General features: G+C 28.1%; 15 protein-coding genes. 8 read left to right on the forward strand and 7 right to left on the reverse strand.

Features of this window, described 5'->3' with window-relative positions; translation table 11 throughout:
* Window positions 1-106: 106 nt before the first annotated feature.
* Together BLT70_RS08240 and BLT70_RS08245 are read right to left on the reverse strand one after the other, a co-directional pair.
* Window positions 107-2464, reverse strand: a complete 2358-nt coding sequence (locus BLT70_RS08240; RefSeq protein WP_091893422.1) for a CotH kinase family protein — start codon at window positions 2462-2464, stop codon at window positions 107-109.
* A 194-nt stretch (window positions 2465-2658) separates the two neighbouring features.
* The gene (locus BLT70_RS08245) at window positions 2659-4377 is read right to left on the reverse strand and encodes a lamin tail domain-containing protein (protein ID WP_091893425.1); all 1719 of its coding nucleotides are present in this window, start codon (window positions 4375-4377) and stop codon (window positions 2659-2661) included.
* A gap of 138 nt (window positions 4378-4515) precedes the next feature.
* On the opposite strand from BLT70_RS08245, the gene BLT70_RS08250 reads away from it, so the two are divergent.
* The 4 genes from BLT70_RS08250 to BLT70_RS08265 all read left to right on the forward strand — a co-directional run bounded on the left by BLT70_RS08250 (window position 4516) and on the right by BLT70_RS08265 (window position 10236).
* Window positions 4516-5028, forward strand: a complete 513-nt coding sequence (locus tag BLT70_RS08250; RefSeq protein ID WP_091893427.1) for a GNAT family N-acetyltransferase — start codon at window positions 4516-4518, stop codon at window positions 5026-5028.
* A gap of 198 nt (window positions 5029-5226) precedes the next feature.
* Window positions 5227-7350 (forward strand): Tex family protein, encoded by a 2124-nt coding sequence (locus BLT70_RS08255; protein WP_091893429.1) that lies wholly within the window; start codon window positions 5227-5229, stop codon window positions 7348-7350.
* A gap of 292 nt (window positions 7351-7642) precedes the next feature.
* Window positions 7643-7894: a hypothetical protein gene (locus BLT70_RS08260; protein WP_091893431.1), complete on the forward strand. Its 252-nt coding sequence runs from the start codon at window positions 7643-7645 to the stop codon at window positions 7892-7894.
* An 11-nt stretch (window positions 7895-7905) separates the two neighbouring features.
* On the forward strand, window positions 7906-10236 hold the full coding sequence (locus BLT70_RS08265; protein ID WP_091893433.1) for a type IA DNA topoisomerase: 2331 nt from the start codon (window positions 7906-7908) through the stop codon (window positions 10234-10236).
* Between the two features lie 86 nt (window positions 10237-10322).
* Here the strand turns inward: BLT70_RS08265 and BLT70_RS08270 are convergent, their stop codons facing one another.
* Entirely contained in the window at window positions 10323-12119 is a 1797-nt protein-coding gene (locus tag BLT70_RS08270; protein ID WP_091893435.1) for a long-chain fatty acid--CoA ligase, read from the reverse strand.
* 298 nt (window positions 12120-12417) lie between these two features.
* On the opposite strand from BLT70_RS08270, the gene BLT70_RS08275 reads away from it, so the two are divergent.
* Entirely contained in the window at window positions 12418-13347 is a 930-nt protein-coding gene (locus BLT70_RS08275; RefSeq protein WP_091893437.1) for a sterol desaturase family protein, read from the forward strand.
* A gap of 281 nt (window positions 13348-13628) precedes the next feature.
* Here BLT70_RS08275 and BLT70_RS08280 read toward each other — a convergent pair whose 3' ends face one another.
* Together BLT70_RS08280 and BLT70_RS08285 are read right to left on the reverse strand one after the other, a co-directional pair.
* Window positions 13629-13850: a VF530 family DNA-binding protein gene (locus BLT70_RS08280; RefSeq protein ID WP_091893439.1), complete on the reverse strand. Its 222-nt coding sequence runs from the start codon at window positions 13848-13850 to the stop codon at window positions 13629-13631.
* 2 nt (window positions 13851-13852) lie between these two features.
* Window positions 13853-15475 carry an aminopeptidase P N-terminal domain-containing protein gene (locus tag BLT70_RS08285; protein ID WP_091893441.1) on the reverse strand — a complete coding sequence of 541 codons (1623 nt, stop codon included), beginning with the start codon at window positions 15473-15475 and terminating at the stop codon, window positions 13853-13855.
* Window positions 15476-15606: 131 nt separating this feature from the next.
* Between BLT70_RS08285 and gcvT the strand changes: the two genes are divergently transcribed.
* Window positions 15607-16692: a glycine cleavage system aminomethyltransferase GcvT gene (gene gcvT, locus BLT70_RS08290; RefSeq protein WP_091893443.1), complete on the forward strand. Its 1086-nt coding sequence runs from the start codon at window positions 15607-15609 to the stop codon at window positions 16690-16692.
* A 93-nt stretch (window positions 16693-16785) separates the two neighbouring features.
* Here gcvT and BLT70_RS08295 read toward each other — a convergent pair whose 3' ends face one another.
* Window positions 16786-17112, reverse strand: coding sequence for a helix-turn-helix domain-containing protein (locus BLT70_RS08295; protein ID WP_091893445.1), 327 nt, complete (start codon window positions 17110-17112; stop codon window positions 16786-16788).
* Window positions 17113-17257: 145 nt separating this feature from the next.
* Between BLT70_RS08295 and BLT70_RS08300 the strand changes: the two genes are divergently transcribed.
* Together BLT70_RS08300 and BLT70_RS08305 are read left to right on the forward strand one after the other, a co-directional pair.
* Window positions 17258-18250 carry a YhdH/YhfP family quinone oxidoreductase gene (locus tag BLT70_RS08300; RefSeq protein WP_091893447.1) on the forward strand — a complete coding sequence of 331 codons (993 nt, stop codon included), beginning with the start codon at window positions 17258-17260 and terminating at the stop codon, window positions 18248-18250.
* Between the two features lie 426 nt (window positions 18251-18676).
* Window positions 18677-19543, forward strand: coding sequence for a YkgJ family cysteine cluster protein (locus BLT70_RS08305; RefSeq protein WP_091893449.1), 867 nt, complete (start codon window positions 18677-18679; stop codon window positions 19541-19543).
* 95 nt (window positions 19544-19638) lie between these two features.
* Here BLT70_RS08305 and BLT70_RS08310 read toward each other — a convergent pair whose 3' ends face one another.
* Window positions 19639-21711, reverse strand: coding sequence for a hypothetical protein (locus BLT70_RS08310; protein WP_091893451.1), 2073 nt, complete (start codon window positions 21709-21711; stop codon window positions 19639-19641).
* Window positions 21712-21721: the final 10 nt, after the last annotated feature.

A 21721-nucleotide genomic window follows, 5' to 3' on the forward strand; every position in this document is an offset into this window, starting at 1 on the left:
TTTTATCAATTCAAAATTTAATCCATAAATTAATATGTATTTTTCATTATAAAAGGTTTCACAAAACTAGATTAGTTTTGTGAAACCTTTTATATTATAATGCAATTTACTGCTTAATTATTTTAACTATTTTTGATTTATTTATGGTAATAAAATAAACTCCTTTTGACAAACTAGAAAAATCTACTTCTGTTTTTGTAGTGTTTAAATTTTCTTTGTTATAGAATACTTGCCCTAGAATAGAACTAACTTTTAAAGATTGAATTGACGTTACACTTTCAATATTTAAAGTTGATTGAATTGGATTTGGATAAAAATGAACATTTAAATCAGAAACTATTGTTTCAGTTGATAAAACGGTATCATTATCAATTCCAAAAGTTGGAGTTTGAATTACAAAATCTCCTGTTCCGTTTGGACTTCTAGCATACGCCATATCTGTTGTTTGATCACCAAAAGTAATATTCTCTAAAACTGTACCATCAGCATAAGATAAAATAACACTCTCACCTCCTGCTGATAATTTAAAATCTGCGTGAAAATCTCCTTGTTCTTCATCTTTATCACACCAAACAATTAAATAACTATTAGGAGCTAATAAAGTTCCAGTAGGAAATTGATATATCAATTTATCATCTTCATCATCAGATAAATACAAATTATCTAAACTTAACGTTGAACTTGTAGTATTATATAACTCTACCCAATCTTCAAATTCTCCTTCTTCATCTGTTTCACCTGAATCATTAGAAGCTAAAATTTCATTTATTACTAAATCACCAACATTTAAAGTTGTGTAAGTAGCATTTATTGTGTAAAATTCATATGCTGCTTTTGCCGGAGAAAAAGCACCAATATTATCGTTTTCTGCATATACATAATATTGTGTATAATCGGTATCTACAGTTATAGTTGCTCCATAAACATTATCTCCCGAAACACCATCATTATGAGCACCATCATCATACATTAAAACTTTTGTAAATGGCAAAGTATTATCAGATCTATATCCAAGATAAACCGCATCAGTATTAGTATTTATGACTGTAGTTGTTAAAGTAATTTGATCTCCAATAGTTGGTGTATCTTTAGACGAAGCAATATTACTAATAGTTGGTTGGGTATTTGTAAAATCTGATTGAGCCAACAAATAAGTACTTCTGGCAGACATTAAATTGGTTAAACCAGGAGCAGTATTATTACCTACACTATAATCAGTATTAATGTTTCCAGAAAATTGTGCATTTGTATAAAATTTATTTGTATCCGCAGTTACCGAAGTTGTAATAATTGTCTGGTAATCATTAGCTAAAGTTAAATAATTAGAATTACTTATATTTTCTGTTAATATAGTTTTATAATGTGCTAAATACATTCTTTTATATTTTGGCACTTCCATTAATTTAGAAAACAAAGGAAAACTATCATCGTCAGTATGTAATAAATAATCTAATTCTGCTTTATCTGTAGTACTATTTAGAGTTCCACTACTTGAACCACCTGGTCCTCCGCCGGGTCCACCACCCGGTCCTCCTGGTCCTCCACCAGAACTAGATTCTCCTGTCATACTAAAAGTACCAAAAGACATATTCAAATCCCACATAACAGGTTTAAATTGGTTATTATCACTTTTATATAAATAATAATTTTGTTTAAATTCTCCTATATAACTATCTAGATTTACCAAAACATTATCTAAAGCTAACATCCAAATAGCCATATCTACATCAATTACATTCTCTATATTAGATATATCATTATTTAAAATATTAGTTAATTCAATTAAATCATTCCAATGTGCAACTGCAACAGTTAAATCTTCATCGTCATCAGATTTTATTTCATAACCATCTTCATAACTTGCAGAATTGGTTCCTAAATATTCTAAACTAGGCAAAACTGAAGAAGTTGGCCCTGCACCATCCGGAGGACTACAACTAAAAAATGCATTGTCTTTAGAGTAAAAATGCTTATTTACAAATTTCTTAGAAATCGACTCAGTATTTGTGTACAAACCAATTAAAGTACCGTTTACATATACATTTGCATAATTTGCTTCTGGGGCATCCATATATTGATTTACAATATTGTAAGCAATAGTTTCTCTTACAAAAGATGGATCTGAAAAACCATTAGATAACTTAATATCTGTATATCCTTGATAATCTTGATCTACATATGTATCTAATTCTATATGAAAAGGATTTTTTGCATAATTTCGATCGTAAGAACTATTTCCTTTATATTTTACACCTACACTATTAAAAACGGTTCCGTTTATTGTAACAGATGTGGCTTCTGTGTAATTATTATCTCCAGCTTTTTCTGCATCTAACAAGGCATCCCAGTTAGTTTCAGCAAAAACAATTTCTATCTTTTGAATTGTATTTATATCATACAAATCTTGAGATAAAGCTGTTGATGTTATTAAAAATAACATTAAAATATGCGTGATTTTTTTCATTTCTGATGAATTTTAAGTTGATTTATATTTTAGATGATTTTATAAAAAAAAACTTGCGTTTTTTTTAATAAAATCATCTATTGGCTCATAAAAATTCGAATGTAAAAAATTAATAAAATTATAACTATTGTAAAAAGAGGCTTGATAAAACTAAATTTTAGTTTTATCAAGCCTCTTTTTTAATTACTTATTTTTTATTCCTTAATTACTTTAATTACTTCTAAATTATTTATAGTTACCAAATAAATTCCTTTTGAATAACTTGATAAATCTACTGTTGTTTTTGTTGTATTTATGTTTTGATTATTAAAAATTACTTGCCCCAATATAGAACTAACCTTTAAAGATTCTATTTGATTTGTACTACTTTCAATATTTAAAATTGATTTTACAGGATTAGGGTAAAAATTAAAATTTAAACTATTTTCTTTATCATTTACAGAAAGGTTATTTCCGTTATTAGCATTATAAGTAGGTGATTGAATTTGAAAATTCCCAGTACCATTTGGCACTCTTGCATACCCCATATCTGTTTGCTGCAGCCCAAAAGTTACGTTTTCAATAATAGAATCCTCATCACCATAAGATAAAATTGCGCTTTCACCAGTCAAAGAAAATTTAATATCAGCATGTAAACCAGCTTGTGTGTCATCTTTATCACACCACACAATTAAATAACCACCTGCTTCTATTGTAATACCAGTAGGAAATTTCCAAGTTGTTAATACAGTAGAATCATCAGTAAGAAATAAATTATCTAAACTAAGAGTTTTAGAACTATTATTATACAGCTCTATCCAATCTTCATATTCTCCATCTTGATCCGTTACAGTAGTTTCATTACTTGCCATAATCTCATTAATTACAAGTTCACCTGCTATAATTTTATCAAACTCTTCCTCTTCATCATCCACTATAACACCACTGTTATTGTTAGATTCAAAAGTAGCAGATTGAATTACAAAATCTCCTGTTCCATTTGGTCTTCTTGCATAAGATTTATCATCTATCTGTTCACCAAATGAAACGCTTTCTATAATAGAATCTGCATCTCCATAAGATAAAATAGCATTTTCTCCATTTGAAGAAAATTTAATATCTGCATGTAAACCAGCTTGTGTGTCATCTTTATCACACCAAACAGTTAAATAACTACCAGGACTAATAGTTAATCCTGAAGGAAATCTCCAAGTTGTTAATGCTGAAAAATCATCAGAAAGATATAAATTGTCAAGACTTAGAGTTTTTGTACTGTTATTATAAAGTTCTAACCAATCATCATATTCACCATCTTGATCTGTAACAGTTAAAGTATTAGAAGCCATTATCTCATTAATAACTAAATCACCTTCTGCAATTTTATCATATTCTTCACCTTCTTGCCCACTATTATTATTTGATTCAAAAGTAGGAGATTGAATTACAAAATCTCCAGTTCCATTTGGGTTTCTTGCATAAGACATATCATCTTGTTGCACACCAAACGTTATGTTTTCAATGATAGAATTATCATCACCATAAGATAAAATTGCACTTTCTCCTCCTAAAGAAAATTTAATGTCTGCATGCAATCCACTTTGTTCATCATCTTTATCACACCAAACAATTAAATAATCACCTGCTTCTATAGTTAGTCCAGCAGGAAACTGCCAAGCTGTTAAATTTGTAGAATCGTCAGATAAATATAAATTATCTAAACTAAGAGTTTGATTACTATTATTATAAAGTTCTATCCAATCATCAAACTCCCCATCTTGATCTGAAGCTGTTTTTGTATTAGAAGCCATTATTTCATTAATAACCAATTCTCCAGCTTTTATTGTTGATATTGATGATTCAATTTTATAAGAATCTTGTGAGAATGCAGAAAACGTTATTAAAAATAGCATTAATAGTTGAGTAATTTTTTTCATTTTTATAAAATTTTTATTCAGTCTATAAATTTAGATGATTTTATTAAAAAATACTTGTAAAATATTTCTATTTTTATTTTTTTTTTCATCCTAAATAATTTCCTGTAAACTAAGACTAATTTTAAATAGCATAAATTCATGAAAATAAGACTTTCTAAAATTGAAGATATTCCTAAAATTATGCAAATTATTGAAGATGCTAAAACTTATTTAGCATCACAAAATATAGATCAATGGCAAAATGGATATCCAAATTCAGCACAAGTAGAAAGTGATATTTTAAAAGAAGAAAGTTATGTTGTTATTAATAATGAAAATAAAATAATAGCAACTTCGATGTTTACAACAAACCCAGAACCAACTTATAAAACTATAGATGGAAATTGGTTAATTGATGAAACCAAAACATACGGAGTTATTCATAGAATGGCAATAAAAAAAGAGTTCAGAAAATTTGGATTGGCAACATTTCTGTTTGATGAATTTCACCTACAATTACTAGAAAAGAATATCAAAAGTCTAAAAATTGATACACATGAAGACAATCTTGGAATGCAATCTTTAATTAAAAAATTAGGCTACAAATATTGTGGAATTATTTACACCAATTACAACGCAAAAAGATTGGCTTTTGAGAAAATAATTTCTTAAAAAATACTAGAAGTAACAGTATGTTTATACCCAAACTTAAAACTGTAAGACGCAACTTCACTTCAAGTGATTTTCTTACAGAAGAAGAAAATTGTTTCGAGAAGTTTTTCATATCAAAACACAAAATAAAACTATATTTACAACCTCATAAAAATCATTTATGAGGTTTCTTTATTCTGATAAAACTCAAACAATAAAATGCAGTTACTTTCTTATATAATTGAAAAAACACAACTTTCATCTAAATCTATAGAAAACACAATTTCTCTATTAAATAAAGAAGCTACCATTCCTTTTATTTCTAGATATAGAAAGGAAATGACAGGTAATTTAGACGAAATTCAAATTGGAGAAATTGTAAAATATAAAGAAATTTTTGAAGCTTTAGAAAAACGCAAAAAAGCTATTTTAAAAGCATTAGAAGAACAAGGTGTTTTAACTGATGAATTAACTCAAAAAGTAAAATCAACTAAAGATTTAATTGCTTTAGAAGATTTGTATTTACCATTTAAGAAAAAGCGCAAAACTAAAGCAGAAACTGCACGTTTACAAGGTTTAGAACCGTTGGCAAAAATGATAATGAGTCAACGAGTAAATAATTTAGAACATACCGCTTCTAAATTTACATCCAACGAAGTTGAAACTATACAAATTGCTTTAGAAGGTGCTCGTTTTATTATTGCAGAATGGATAAATGAACGCACAGATATCCGTACTAATATTAGACGTGAATTAGAACGTTTTGCTACTATTTCATCCAAAGTAATAAAGACTAAAATTGAGGATGAAAAAGCACAAAAATTTAAAGATTATTTTGAATGGAATGAAGCTTTAAAAAACATTCCTTCTCACAGATTATTAGCAATTTTAAGAGCAGAAAAGGAAGGTTTTATTCGTGTTAAAATAGAAATTGACTCAGAAAAAGCCATTCAGAAAATGGAAGACAGAATTATTAGAACTCAAAATGAGTGTACTTCTCAAATTCAAATTGCAACTAAAGATGCTTATAAAAGATTATTGTTTCCTTCTTTATCAAATGAAGCTTTATCACTTGCAAAAGAAAAAGCAGACGAAAATGCAATTACTGTTTTTTCTAAAAACCTAAAACAATTACTTTTAGTAAGTCCTTTAGGCGAAAAAAGAGTTTTAGCAATCGATCCTGGGTTTAGATCTGGTTGTAAAATTGTGTGTTTAAATGCACAAGGAGATTTAGAACACAATGAAACTATTTATCCGCATGCGCCGCAAAACAATTTAATTGAAGCTATTAAAAAAATTAGTTTTCTAGCCGATGCTCATAAAATTGACGCAATTGCAATTGGAAACGGAACAGCTTCCAGAGAAACAGAACAATTTGTTAAAAAAATTCAGTTTAAAAATCCTGTGGATATTTTTGTAGTAAGTGAAGCTGGTGCGTCTATTTATTCTGCTTCAAAAATTGCAAGAGACGAATTTCCTAATTTTGATGTTACTGTTCGTGGAGCAATTTCTATAGGACGAAGATTACAAGATCCTTTGGCAGAATTGGTTAAAATTGATGCAAAATCTATTGGTGTTGGGCAATATCAGCATGATGTAGATCAATCAAAATTAAAAAAATCTTTAGATACTGTTGTAGAAAGTTGTGTAAATACAATCGGAATTAACATTAACACTGCAAGTGAATCTTTATTGAGTTATGTATCTGGAATCGGTCCAAAGATTGCTCAAAACATTATTATTTATAGAAATGAAAGCGGTTCTTTTACTTCAAGAACTGCTATAAAAAAAGTACCAAGTTTAGGTGCAAAAGCTTTTGAACAAGCTGCTGGATTTTTACGAATTAAAAATGCAAAAAATCCTTTGGATGATTCTGCTGTGCATCCAGAAAATTATGCTTTGGTTGATAAAATTGCTAAAGACAACAAAAAAAATGTTTCTGATTTTATTGGGAACAAAGAATTATTAAATAAAATTCAGTTAAAAAATTATATTTCAAAAACGGTAGGTTTACCAACTTTAGAAGATATTATAAAGGAGTTAGAAAAACCAGGTTTAGACCCAAGAGCTAAAGCAAAAGTGTTTTCTTTTGATGCAACTATTAAAACTATAGACGACTTAAGAATTGGACAATTATTACCAGGAATTGTAAATAACATTACCAATTTTGGTTGTTTTGTAAATATCGGAATTAAAGAAAGTGGTTTAATTCACGTTTCTAATTTATCAGATACTTTTGTAAAAGATGTAAATGCAATTGTATCTTTACAACAACAAATTATTGCAAAAGTTATTGAAGTTGATGTGGTTAGAAAGCGAATTCAATTGGCTTTGGTGAAGTAAAACAAAAATTTTCATACCTTTATAAAAAAGACATAATAAGTATTCAAACGACAAAGATAGAGTTGCGTAGAATTACTTAAATATAAAGGGCTCTAAATGTGTTATTACCTAACAAATTACTTTTTATTGCAGAGTTTTAATAAATCAAAAAAAATAGAAATTATTACCATTTTTTATACATGACAAAATCTTTATAAGTTAAAAAAAGATTTATAAAACTTCTAAATAATTTTCTAGTAGATGTCTTTGAAAACTTAGATTCAATTAACTTGGGTGGAGTAAAACACTATGAATGAAAGAAGAAAAAAATAAAACAAATAGAAAACTAACCCCTTTAACTTTTAAAGAGAAAATATCTTTCTTTTTATTTCCGTTTGGTTATGGTTCAGATTTATTTCCAATAAAAGATATAAACGATTCTGAATTGGAAAGGTTTAAAAAATATGGATTCGATAAAAAAATTGAAGATGCTATAGTCGCAAAAAAATTAGGAATCATTTTTTACTTATTAATACCTTTAATTTTATTACTTTCGACCTCCTAATTCTATAAAATTTGAAAGTCTGTATTGCCGAGAAACCAAGTGTAGCAAGAGAAATTGCTAATATTCTAGGAGCCAACACAAAACGTGATGGTTTCTACGAAGGAAATGGCTATGCAGTAACCTACACTTTTGGACATTTATGCACGCTTTTAGAACCCAAAGACTACAAACCACATTGGAAAAGTTGGGATTTAAACAATTTACCAATGTTGCCAGAACGTTTTGACACCAAAGTTACTGGCGATTCTGGAATTAAAAAACAATTTAATATTGTAAAATCATTATTTGAAAAAGCAACTGTTGTTATAAATTGTGGGGATGCTGGTACAGAAGGAGAATTGATTCAACGTTGGGTAATTAACCAATGTAATTATAAAGGAGAGGTAAAACGACTTTGGATTTCTTCTCTTACAGAAGAAGCTATTAAAGAAGGTTTTAACAATTTAAAACCATCAGAAAAATACGATAATCTATATTATGCAGGTTATTCTAGAGCAATTGGAGATTGGCTTTTAGGTTTAAATGCAACTCGTTTATACACTGTTAAATTTGGCGGATTTAAACAAGTTTTATCCGTTGGTAGAGTGCAAACTCCTACTCTAGCAATGTTAGTAAATCGGTATTTAGAAATTCAGAATTTTAAACCAGAACCTTATTGGGAATTGCAAACTACCTATAGAAATACACTTTTTAATTATGAAGATGGTCGTTTTGTAAAAGAAGAAGATGGTAAAATTTTAGCAGATAAAGTTAAACAATCTAATTTTGAAATCGTTTCTGTAATCAAAAAGAAAGGAAAAGATTACGCACCAAAACTTTTTGATTTAACAGGATTACAAGTATATTGTAATAATAAATTTTCTTTTTCTGCTGATGAAACTTTAAAAATTGTACAAAAATTGTATGAAATGAAAGTAGTTACATATCCAAGAGTTGACACTACTTTTCTACCAAATGATGTGTATCCAAAAGTTGCAGGAATTTTATCTAAATTAACAAATTACAGCCAATTAACTCAACCACTTTTAGAAAAGAAAATTAAAAAGTCTAAACGTGTTTTTGATGATAAAAAGGTAACAGATCACCACGCGATAATTCCAACTGGTATCGAAGCTCATTTGCAATACAATCAGCAACAAGTTTACGATATTATAACAAGAAGATTTATTGCTGTTTTTTATCCAGATTCTGATGTTTCTAATACTTCTGTAATTGGTAAAGCAGACAAAGTTACTTTTAAAACTACTGGTAAAGAAATACTTACAAAAGGTTGGCGAGTTGCTTTTGAAACACAAGAAAGTAAGATTAAAAAAGAATTAAATGAAGCGCAAACTTTACCATCTTTTGTAAAAGGAGAAAAAGGACCACATGAACCTTCTTTTTTACAAAAGGAAACAAAACCTCCAAGAAATTTTACAGAAGCAAGTTTACTACGCGCCATGGAAACTGCAGGAAAGCAAGTAGATGATGATGAAATGCGCGAGTTAATGAAAGAAAACGGAATTGGAAGACCTTCTACAAGAGCAAGTATTATTGAAACTTTATTTAGACGAAAATATATAGAGAGAAAGAAAAAACTTGTTTTACCAACTCAAACTGGTATTGACTTAATTAATATTATTGATAACGAACTTTTAAAATCTGCTGAATTAACTGGTAGATGGGAAAAACGGTTAAAAGAAATTGAAAGAGGAGAATTCAATGCAGGAACTTTTATTAACAACATGAAAAAAATGGTTGATGAATTGGTATATGAAGTTCGTTCTAACACTTCTAGAAAACGTATTTCTTCGAATACAACTGTCAGTTCGAACGCAGTTGAGAACTCTTCAAAATCAAACCCCAAAGCAAAAACAAAAAAACAAGTTGCAGGTAAAACCTGCCCTAAATGTAAAAAAGGACATATTTTAAAAGGAACATCTGCTTTTGGTTGTTCTGAATATAAAAATAACTGTGATTTTAAAATTCCGTTTGAAATTTACGGAAAGAAAGTTTCTGAAAATCAAATTATAAGATTGCTTGATAAAGGTTGTACTACCAACCTAAAGGGTTTTGTTTTAGAGGATAAAAAAGTGGAAGGATTAATTCGTTTTGATAATGATTTTAATTTAAAATTAGAACCAAAAGAAAAAACTGTCACTTCGAGCCCAGTCGAGAAGTCTTCTGATAAAATTTCTTGCCCAAAATGTAAAAAAGGTACAGTTTTAAGAGGTAAAACAGCTTATGGTTGCTCTAATCACAAAATTGGATGCGATTTTAGATTTTCATTTGACGATATCAAAAAAATGGCTAATGGAAAACCATTGACTAAAGAATTGGTTCTAAAAATTATAAGTAATTAAAGTGCCTAATAATTGTAATAAAAAATGAGCATTTTAATAATTAAAAAATTATAAATTCTTTAAATTTACAACAAGTAAAACACAACTTAATCTGCATACATTTTATCAATAAGTGCTTTGTATTTTTCTAAAATTACTTTTCGCTTAAGTTTTAAAGTTGCAGTAATTTCACCCGCTTCTATACTAAATTCTTTGGATAATAATGTAAATTTCTTAATTTGTTCAAACTTAGAAAACTCTTTTTGTAATTCTTCAAAACGTTTTTCAAACATCTCTTTAATTTGAATATTACTAATTAAATCTTCTATATCTTTAAAACTGATTTTATGATCTTCTGCATATTTTTTAATGTTTTCAAAACTAGGTACAGCTAAAGCCGTTACATATTTTTGTTGATCGCCAATTACTGCAATTTGCTCAATAAAAGAATCACTTACAAACGCTGTTTCTAACTTTTGAGGTGCAATATATTTCCCTCCAGAAGTTTTCATTAAATCTTTAATTCTATCAGTAATAACCAAGTTACCTAATTTGTCAATTTTTCCTGCATCACCAGTTTTAAACCAACCATTTTCAAAAACTTCTGAAGTTGCTTCTGGTTTTTTATAATAACCTTTCATAACTCCAGGTCCTTTAACTAAAACTTCGTTATTATTACCAATTTTAATTTCTGACCCCGTAATTGTTTTTCCAGCAGAATTAAATTCAAAAAACTGATTACCAAACAAAGTAACAGTTGCTGTTGTTTCTGTTAAACCATAACCACATTTTACATTTAACGCAAACGAATGAAAAAATGAAACTAAATCTGGTCCTAAAGGCGCGCCACCACAAGGCATAAACTTTATATTTCCACCAAATACATCGCGTAATTTACTAAGTACCAATTTATCTGCTATTTTATATTTTAATTCTAAAATTAATGGCACCTTTTTATCAAGTCGATGAAACTTATTGTGATATTTATTTCCAATTCCTAAAGCCCAACTTGCTAATTTCATTTTTGTTGGTGAAGCTTCCTTTCTTTTTTCTTGAATTGCTGTAAATATTTTTTCAAAAATTCTTGGAACTGTACACATTAAAGTTGGTTTCACCTCTTTTAAAACATCAGCTATTTTCTTTGGATCTTGATTAAAATAAACTTGAATTCCTTGTTGTAAACAGAAAAACACCCAACTACGTTCGTAAATATGACTTAAAGGTAAAAAACTTAGAGAAACGTCGTTTTCATCAACATCTAACTCAGCTTCGTGAGCTTTTAATGACGATGCAAAGTTACTCTGATCTAACATAACTCCTTTAGGTTCTCCAGTTGTTCCTGATGTGTAAATGATACTTGCTAAATCATTTAAATCAGATTCAAAATAACGTTTTTTTAATTCGGTTTCGATGCTTTTTGGATATTCAGCATCTATAAAATCATCAAAATAAACTGCATTTTTATGATTTTTTATATCAACTGTTTTAGTTAAAACAACAATTAATTTTAAGTATTTATTTTCTTCTGAAATATTTTCTACTTTGTTAAATTCTTCTTGATCACCAACAAATAAAATACTAATCTCTGCATCATTTATAACATATTCTACTTCTTTTTTAGAATTAGTAGCATATATAGGAATCGTTACAGCTCTTACACCCATAATTCCTAAATCGGCAATAATCCACTCTGGCATATTCTGCGCAAAAACCCCAATATTGTCTTGTTCTCTTATTCCTAAATTAATTAAAGCTTTAGAAACTTGTTGAATTTGAAAGTAAAAAGAATTCCAAGAAATTCCTTTCCAACTTTGCGAAGTTTTTTCTTTATAAAAAATAGCTTCTTTTGTTGTAAATCGACTGGTATTATCTTTAATTACTTTAAGTAAATGCTTATAATTCATCTTTCGATTATTTTTAATAGACTAGTATTATACTAAACAAATTTACAAATATTTAAACGACTAAATCACAAATAACTCTTAATGATTATTACTAATTCGAAAGATATTTTACACATTTTTTGTTATATTTTTTATGATTTTAAGATGAAATAAATAATATTTACGCATTAATAATGTCAACTAAAATTATAAAATGTTGTTTTAAATTGATTCTAATTTAAAAAAAACTAACAAAAACATTGCTTTTACTGTTTATATTGCATTAAATTTATCAAAATTAAAAAAAATTGATTATTTAATGGATTTTACAAACCCACTAGTATACGGTGTTCCATGTTTTTTAGGTCTTATTTTACTTGAATTAACGTATAGCAAACATCATAAAAAAGAAAAAAACAAAGAAATTTATAAATGGAAAGATTTAGCTGCTAGCCTTACAATGGGCATTGGTTCTGCTATTTTAGCTCCTTTAACAAAAACAATTGCTGCAATAGTGTTGTTTAATTTTGTTTATGAAATTTTTAATCCTATTGTAGAAGGAATTCGTACAAATATTATGGGTTATGAATCTTTTGGTTACGCTTGGTATACTTGGATTATCTGTCAATTATTAGATGATTTTAGTTATTATTGGTTTCACAGACAAAACCATAATGTACGTTTTCTATGGGCTGCACATATTGTGCATCATTCTTCTGATAATTTTAATTTAGGAACTGCAGTAAGAAACGGATGGTTTACAATTTTTTACAAGCCCTTTTTTTATATGTGGATTCCAGCTATTGGTTTTCCTCCAGAAATGGTTGTTGTATGTTTAGGTATTGAAGCTTTGTGGCAATTTCAATTACACTCTGTTTATGTTCCAAAATTAGGAATTATAGAAAAAGTTTTTAACACACATACAATGCACCAAGTTCATCATGCTCAGAATTTAGAATATATGGATAAAAATCATGGTGGATTTTTAAATATATTTGATAAAATTTTTGGAACTTGGAAAGAACTTGATGAAAATATTGATATAAAATATGGAGTTACTCATCCACCAAATTCTTACAATCCAATAATTATTTTAACACATGAGTATAAAGATATCTGGAATGACATGAAAAAATCTAAAAACTGGTATCATAAATTTATGTATGCTTTTGCTGCTCCTGGTTGGAGTCATGACGGAAGTACACTTACCATAAAACAATTACGAAAAACACTTAAAAATAATGAATAAATAAGCTTTATAAATTGCTAGTTTTCTTTCTTTAATCAGTAAAATTAAGCTTACAAAAAATATTATTTAGAGTGTTCTAAACTAAATATTCTTAAAGTATATTTTAGATTAGAAGTAAACTTATGGTCTAAATAATCATCTATTTATAACTAAGTCTAATAAAACAATATTATTTTTTAATTTCATTATCCAAAAGGTTGCTTTTTCAATTATTAAAAAACTTGCTTATTATTGATTAATAAGTTCTATAAATCATCTTAAAATAAAAAGTTTAGAAACAACTACTTAATCATAGTTTTTAAATATAAATTTTCTACTTTTCCTCTAGCCCAGGGTGTAGTTCTTAAAAACTTTAAACTCGATTTATAAGTCGGGTTATTTTTAAAAGCGTTAATATTTGTAATATTTCCTAATTCTTCCCAACCATATTCTAGAAATAATTCTTCTAACATGGTTGCTAATTTTATTCCGTGAAGCGGATTATTTGGTTGTTCTTTACTCATTTTTAATCTAAATTTGGTAAAACAAAATCATCTAAAACAGATTTTTTAGCCATCATTTTTTCAATTTCTTCTGAAGTTCTTGGAGCTTCTTCAGATAAATTAACAGGTCCGTTTTTGGTAATTAAAATATCATCTTCAATTCTAATTCCTATGCCCCAATATTTTTTATCACAATTACTTCCATCCGGAATATAAATTCCAGGTTCCATAGTTACAACCATATTTTCTTCAAAGTTACCATAATTTCCTGGATCATGTACATCTAAACCTATATGATGTGACGTTCCGTGAGGTAAATAAGGATGTTTTTCATCCGCAGATTTTATTATTCCAAGTTTAAATAAACCTTCATTAATTACTTTTATTGCAGCTAGGTTTGGTGCTTGCATATTTGTACCAATTTTATACAAAGTAATGCCAGCTTCTTGTGCTTCATACACTAAATCATAAATTTCTTTTTGTGCGGTAGTAAATTTTCCACTTGCAGGAATTGTTCTAGTAACATCGGCTGTATAACCTCTATATTCTGCACCTAAATCCATCAAAACCAAATCATTACCAATTTTTGTTTTATTATTTTCTATATAATGTAAAATACAACCATTATTACCAGCACCAACAATAGACGGGTAACCTTCGTATTCTGCACCATATTTTTTGTACACAAATTCATGAATTCCTTGCAACTCAGTTTCAGACATATGAGGCTTCATTGCTTTCATAACTTCTATTTGACCAATAGCAGAAATACGAACAGCTTTCGTTAAAAGTTTTAATTCTTCTGCAGTTTTTACTTCTCGCATTGTTGCCAAATTTGATGTTAAAAAAGTGATATCAATATTGGTTTTTGGTTTTAAAGCTAAAGTAATTTTTTGCTTAATATCTTTCTTTAAAACATCAGTATTAGCAGTTTTATATTCTTTAATTAGCTTATCATCTTTAATTTCTTCAAAACGACCTTCTACTTGATTTATAATCTGAATTACATTTGCGCTACTTTCAATTGGAGTGTTTGCAATATTATTATATACATATTCTTTTACTCTTGATAAATAAATATTAGGATCATAACCTGCCTTTATTTTAAAATCTTTTACTAAATTAAAAATATCTGCAGAACCACTTAAATCTCTATAATCATCATTAAACTTTTCTATAAAAACTTTATCAAATTTTTTAAAATCAATATTTAATTTCACAAAATCTTCTGCATTCATAGCAGTTTTAAAACCTAATTCTCTAATTGCTCCTTCTACTCCTAACCTTTTACCGTTCCATTGTTCTGCTCTTTTATCTCGTTTTTGAACATATAAAATTTCATTAAATAAATTTCCATTTTTATCAGTTTGATTATCAGAAAACATAACTAAAACAGCATTTGGTTCTCTATAACCTGTTAAATAATAAAAATTTGGATCTTGATGAAAAACATAATCAACATCATTTGCTCTATTTCTAACAGGATTAGCAAATACAACGATTATAGAATTTGTTGGCATTTTAGCACGTAATATTTCTCGTCTATTTTTATGAAAATCTTTAGTTAAATAATCTGTTGGTGTTTGTGAGAAACCATTTAGAACAAATGTTAAACAAGTAATTAATAAAATTTTTAGGTATTTCATTCTATAGATTTTTGGCTAGTTTTTTCAAATTTAGTATTATTTCTTTTTGAAATAAAAATATTAACAAATAATTAGTGATTGATTATTGCTGATTTTTCAATATTTTAGCTAAAATTTAAAGAATTCGATAAATGAAAAATATAGCTTTACATTCAATTCACGAAAAATTAGGAGCAAAAATGGTGTCTTTTGCAGGTTTTAACATGCCTGTTCAATATGAAGGCGTAACTGCAGAACATCTTACTGTTAGAGATGCTGTTGGTGTTTTTGATGTGAGTCATATGGGAGAGTTTTTGGTAAGTGGAGAAAATGCCTTGGCATTAATTCAAAAAGTAACTTCTAATGATGCTTCTAAATTAGCAATTGGAGATGCGCAATACAGCTGTTTCCCTAATGAAAACAACGGAATTGTAGATGATTTAATTTGTTATAAGATTAAAGAAAATCAATATTTATTAGTTGTAAATGCAAGTAATATTGAAAAAGATTGGAATTGGATTTCTAAATATAACGAAGAATTTAAAGCCGATTTAAAAGATTTATCAGAAGATTATTCTTTATTAGCTATTCAAGGTCCCAAAGCTGTAGAAGCAATGCAGTCTTTGACTTCTTTAGATTTAGCAGAGATTCCTTTTTACAAATTTAAAGTAGGTGATTTTGCTGGTATAGAAAATGTAATTATTTCTGCTACAGGTTATACAGGTTCTGGCGGATTTGAAATTTATTGTAAAAATTCTGAAGTTGTACAAATCTGGAATAAAGTTTTTGAAGCTGGTGCTTCTTTTGGCATTAAACCAATTGGTTTAGCTGCAAGAGATACATTGCGTTTAGAAATGGGTTATTGTTTATATGGCAATGATATTGATGATACAACTTCTCCAATTGAAGCTGGTTTAGGTTGGATTACAAAATTTACCAAAGATTTTGTAAATGCTGATGCTTTAGCAAAACAAAAAGAACACAAACCAGAAAGAAAATTAGTTGCTTTTGAGTTGGACGAAAGAGGTATTCCAAGACATGGTTATGATATTGTTGATGGAAATGGAAATATTATCGGAAACGTAACTTCTGGCACAATGAGTCCGAGTTTACAAAAAGGAATAGGATTGGGTTATGTACCAACTCTATTTTCTAAATTAGGAAGCAAAATTTATATTCAAGTTCGTAAAAAAGCGATTCCTGCAAGTATTGTAAAATTACCTTTTTATAAAGGATAAATTATATAGTTATTAGCCTCATTAATTTGAGGCTTTTTTGTTTTTTATTGATGGAAAAAATCAAATCTATCTATAATAAAAATTAGAAACAAATTAATTTTCTACTCTAATTATACTTTTTTCAAAAAGCAAACCACCTCTAAACATACTTTTTAAAGTTGGATGTATTTCTTTACCTAAAGCTGTTAAACTATAATCAACTCTTGGTGGCACTTCTGCAAATACAGTTCTTGTAATTAAACCATCTTCTGTTAACTCTTTAAGTTGTTTGGTCATCATTCGCTCACTAATATCTGGCAATAACTTTACTAATTCGCCATATCTTTTATCTCCTTGAAAAAGGTGTAAAATAATTGTGCATTTCCTCTTTCCTTTAATGGTATTTATAAAAGTATCTATGGGGCAATAACTTTTTTTCATTTTTTTTTGCTTTAACACTAACGTAACAAACAAATTAGCACAAAATGTTCGTATGTGCATCAATTGTAAGTTATTGTTTATCAGAATAATTTAACCGAAATTTGCTATAAAAATAAGTAAAACATATAAAATATCAACTAAAAATATGAAATCAACATATAAAGCATTTAGAATAGAAGAACATGAAGGAAACTTTACTTCTTCAATTAAACAAGTACCATTTACACCTTTAGTTAAAGGCGAATTATTAATTAAAGTTCACTATAGTTCTTTAAACTATAAAGATGCTTTGTCTGCTTCTGGAAATAAGGGTGTTACAAGAAATTTTCCTCATACACCAGGAATTGATGCCGTTGGAATTATTGTTTCTTCTGAATCTAATAAATTTAAGATTGATGAAAACGTAATTGTAACCAGTTATGATTTAGGAATGAATACTGATGGTGGATTCGCTCAATTTGTAAAAGTCCCTGAAGATTGGGTTGTTAAACTTCCACAAAATCTATCAATGAAAGAAGCGATGATTATTGGAACAGCTGGTTTAACTGCCGGAATTTCTGTTTTAAGATTAAGCGAACTTGTAAAACCAGAAGATGGAAGCATCATTGTTTCTGGAGCTTCTGGAGGTGTAGGATCTTTAAGCATTTCTATTTTAAACAAATTAGGTTATAAAACAGTTGCTATAACGGGTAAAGAAACTGAAATTGATTTCTTAAAAAGTCTTGGAGCTGATGAAATTATAATGCGTAAAGATTTTGAAGAAATGGATAAAAAGCCATTGTTAAAGCCAATATATGCTGGAGCTATTGATACAGTTGGCGGCGTTATTTTAGAAAATATTATTAAATCTGTAAAACCAATGGGAACAATTACTTGTTGTGGTAATGTAGCTTCACCAAAACTAGATTTAACTGTTTTTCCTTTTATTTTAAGAGGAATAACTTTAATAGGTATAGATTCTCAAAATTACCCAATGATCTACAGAGAAAAAGTTTGGGATAAATTATCTACGGATTATAAAACAGCAAAATTAACCGAAACTTGCACAGAAATAAATCTAGATGAATTGAAAGAAAAAATCAATTTAATGTTAGCTGGTAAACTAAAAGGTAGAACTGTTATTAAAATGGATATCTAAAAATATTTCTTTTAATAAAACACTAAAAAAGTTGCGTTTTTAAAATGCAACTTTTTGTTTTTATCTCAAGTTTTTTTTAAATTTTGCTTACCAATAGTTTTAGCCATGATTAATTTAGCAAACCTACCTTCTTAAACACATTCTTTTACTTGTTTCCAAAAAAGGGTGAAAACTTCTTGATATGGCATAAAATTAATCTAAATAATGGTTAATATTTCTAAATTAAAAAATACTATTATTAATTTACTTATCTAAAAAACGAATTGTAAACAACTCCTAAAATCAATTAGAATTCATCAAAAAAGAGTTTTAATTTAACCTCAAATTACATCAGGTTAATTTTAAGACGAAATAAAATAATATATTTACAATTCCATAAAACAGTGCACTTTTAATTCATTACAAATTCATCAAAAAACCTAAAGAATGCAAACAACAAAACTTAGTAATGAAAGTATTTTACCTCTTACCTGTTCTAGATCTGGATCTTGTTGTTTTGGCAAAGCAGTAATGTTAAATCCTTGGGAATTATTATGTTTTAGTAAAGAAAAGAAAATTACACCAAGAGAATTTCGTGATTTGTATTGCGAATTTGGTGGAATTCAATTACTTTTTGATGGTAAACCCGATAAAAAAGGACAAAAAGCATGCAGCCAATATATTGATAATTTTGGTTGCAGTGTGCACGAAGGTCGCCCATTAGCGTGTCGTTTATATCCTTTAGGACGTAAAATTCAATTTGATAAAGCCCATTATATTTACGAAGGTGAAACTTTTCCATGTTTAACAGATTGCGCAGAAGTTTTAGATTTACCAAAACTTAGTGTTGGTAAATATTTACAAGGTCAGGAAGCAGAACCTTTTGAAAAGGCACAAGATGAATATTTAATAATCATGCAAAATATTGCTGATATCGCTTTTGAATTATTGTTAGATACTGGCTTATCTGCTTCTGGAGATACCAAAACACTTCCTTTATGGAGAGAGATTGGCAACGAACTTCCAGAAATTTTAGCAGAAAGAATTGGTAAAGAATGGATCGACTTATTAATGATTCCAGAAATTACTAATGAAATTGAAAATCCAATTACTTTTGCACATAAACACAACGATTTATTACTTTTAAAAGCGCAAGAAAAATTTGGAAGTATACAAACACTTCAAGAAGTTCATGATGCTTCTGTTTTAATAATGGCTGTAGCTTTGCATTTGGCTAGAGGTTTAGGCGCAAATCCAAAAGAAATTGCTGAACATTTTATAGAAATTGCAAAAAGCCATGGCGCTCAAGAATAGTGTTCTATTAAATTGATAAATACAAAAATGCAGACTTAAATTTTTCACTTAGAAAAAAATGAGTCTGCATTTAATACTAAAAAATAAATATAGTTTTAATTTAATATTTGAGGATTGGTAAGAATTAATTCTATTTTTTTAATAATTACAGTAATTTCACTCATTTGTGCTTCAATATTTCTAAAATAAAGGCTAATATCTCTATTTACCCAACTTTCTGATATAACTCTTGCTCCCAAACTAATTCGTAATACAGCACTTTGTGTATCATTATCAAACATTACATTTACAGCTTGCCCAATATGACATTTTTGAGCTGCAAGTCTAATAATTTCTAAAGACGAACCTTCAAACTGATTCGAAATGTCTGTATTTAATAAAACATATAATTTTTTTACACAATCTACAGAAAGAACTTCTTTATCATTTAAAATGAAAAAAGGAAAAATAGTACGAATATTTCTAATACCAAATTCTTTTGCTTCATATAGATTTTCATTGATTTCGTCTCCAGAAAGTGGTGCTAAAAAAGAAGCTTCATTAATAGAATCGTTTACAAAATTACAAAACATTTCAATTCCCATATTTCTATATAAAATTGGCGTTTTATAATATCTTTCCATTTCTACAATAGCGGCTTTCCAACGCATATTAGAACCATAATTAAATCCGTCGGATAAATCTTTAGAACAAAACCAAGATACTGGCCAATCTGAATGATTGTAATATTTATTTAATCCTTCTGGTAAAATATTTTTTACAGATTTAACTAATTTACTCACACTTTCAGGAAAAATTAATGCACCCGAATAAGGAGGACCTGTAAAGTATTTACTACCTGTAATACTTACAATATATCCTTTTTGTAAATAGTTTTGAATATCTAAAGGATCTAATCGAAGTTGTGCTGCATCAACAATAACTTGTAGCGACAAATCTTCTAGCGTATTCAAATTTTCAAGCATATTTTCACTTGGAGATTGATATCCTAATTTAGAATGATCCATAACATGTAGTACAATATGCCTGCCTAATTCATTCATTTTAGAAATTGCATTGTAAACTTCTGTATCTAATTGAGGCGTGGATTTTAATTGCCCGTTTTCATCTCTAAACGGAATTTTAATCAAATCGATATCTCTAAATCCTTCAATTTTTTCTCCTTTTTTAGCAGGATAATTTAGTGCTGTATTGTTTTCAAAATGACAACCTTTTAAAGCGGCTGGAACACCACTACCTGTTTCATCAGAAGCAACTAAAACATGTGTAATATCTTTATCTGTAACAATTTGAGTTATCGCGGCTACTTGAAGCGAAGAATCTGTACCTGAAGGAGAAAAAATTATTTCACAACCATTATTTAATTTAAATATACTTTTTATACTATTTTTTAAAGATTCAGAAAAGTCAATTGCTGTATTTTTAAATCCATTTTTTAAGCTTTCTTTAATTAAAATGCTTCTGGTTTTGTCTGATTTATCAAAAGCAAAATTAGAAACACTTGTTGCTGTTGATGATGCAAAAGTAAATGCTTCTGGTCTAGGAAAAGGTCTACAGCCATATTTATTTAACAAATCGATTTCATCAATATTTAACCTTAAATCTCCACCAGACATTAATAAATATTCAGTTGGTTTTGCCAGATTATCAATAATAGGCTTCCAGGATTTTTTAAACACTTCATTAACAGAATTTATACCGTGTATTGCTTCTAAACCTTCATGCTTTAATAAAGAATCGGCATTTAAGCCTTCTTCATTTTTAATTAAATCAATTAAAAAATAATCAAGGTTTTCTAACTTTTCTTTATCATTTTTAGTTAATAATTTATAAAAAATTCTAGTTACTTCTAATGCTGCAATATTACATAATGCTGTAGCGTGTTTTTCGCCATTTAAAGCTTTATACCAAAGCTGCCATTCTATACCATAACGTAAATAAACCAATGCTAAAACAGGATTTTTTAAATATAACGTACCAATTAAAATTGATTTATTAGGTTCAATTTTAAATAGATCTGGTGTACTACTAGAAGTAATAATATTTATGTTATTTACTTTTGGTACGGTGTTAAATCTTTTTAAAACGTGAACCAGATAGTTCACATTTTCTTTTTCAAATAAGCTTGTTCTTTTGTATTGATCTTCAATAGAAATATTATTCTTCATAAGTGCTTTA

This window comes from Polaribacter sp. KT25b, assembly GCF_900105145.1.
GTDB lineage: Bacteria > Bacteroidota > Bacteroidia > Flavobacteriales > Flavobacteriaceae > Polaribacter.

Coding starts and splice junctions, on each gene's coding strand:
- BLT70_RS08240 (WP_091893422.1), bottom strand. CDS start 2,464: ATGAAAAAAATCACGCATATTTTAATGTTATTTTTAATAACATCAACA.
- BLT70_RS08245 (WP_091893425.1), bottom strand. CDS start 4,377: ATGAAAAAAATTACTCAACTATTAATGCTATTTTTAATAACGTTTTCT.
- BLT70_RS08250 (WP_091893427.1), top strand. CDS start 4,516: ATGAAAATAAGACTTTCTAAAATTGAAGATATTCCTAAAATTATGCAA.
- BLT70_RS08255 (WP_091893429.1), top strand. CDS start 5,227: ATGCAGTTACTTTCTTATATAATTGAAAAAACACAACTTTCATCTAAA.
- BLT70_RS08260 (WP_091893431.1), top strand. CDS start 7,643: ATGAAAGAAGAAAAAAATAAAACAAATAGAAAACTAACCCCTTTAACT.
- BLT70_RS08270 (WP_091893435.1), bottom strand. CDS start 12,119: ATGAATTATAAGCATTTACTTAAAGTAATTAAAGATAATACCAGTCGA.
- BLT70_RS08275 (WP_091893437.1), top strand. CDS start 12,418: ATGGATTTTACAAACCCACTAGTATACGGTGTTCCATGTTTTTTAGGT.
- BLT70_RS08280 (WP_091893439.1), bottom strand. CDS start 13,850: ATGAGTAAAGAACAACCAAATAATCCGCTTCACGGAATAAAATTAGCA.
- BLT70_RS08285 (WP_091893441.1), bottom strand. CDS start 15,475: ATGAAATACCTAAAAATTTTATTAATTACTTGTTTAACATTTGTTCTA.
- gcvT (WP_091893443.1), top strand. CDS start 15,607: ATGAAAAATATAGCTTTACATTCAATTCACGAAAAATTAGGAGCAAAA.
- BLT70_RS08295 (WP_091893445.1), bottom strand. CDS start 17,112: ATGAAAAAAAGTTATTGCCCCATAGATACTTTTATAAATACCATTAAA.
- BLT70_RS08300 (WP_091893447.1), top strand. CDS start 17,258: ATGAAATCAACATATAAAGCATTTAGAATAGAAGAACATGAAGGAAAC.
- BLT70_RS08305 (WP_091893449.1), top strand. CDS start 18,677: ATGCAAACAACAAAACTTAGTAATGAAAGTATTTTACCTCTTACCTGT.
- BLT70_RS08310 (WP_091893451.1), bottom strand. CDS start 21,711: ATGAAGAATAATATTTCTATTGAAGATCAATACAAAAGAACAAGCTTA.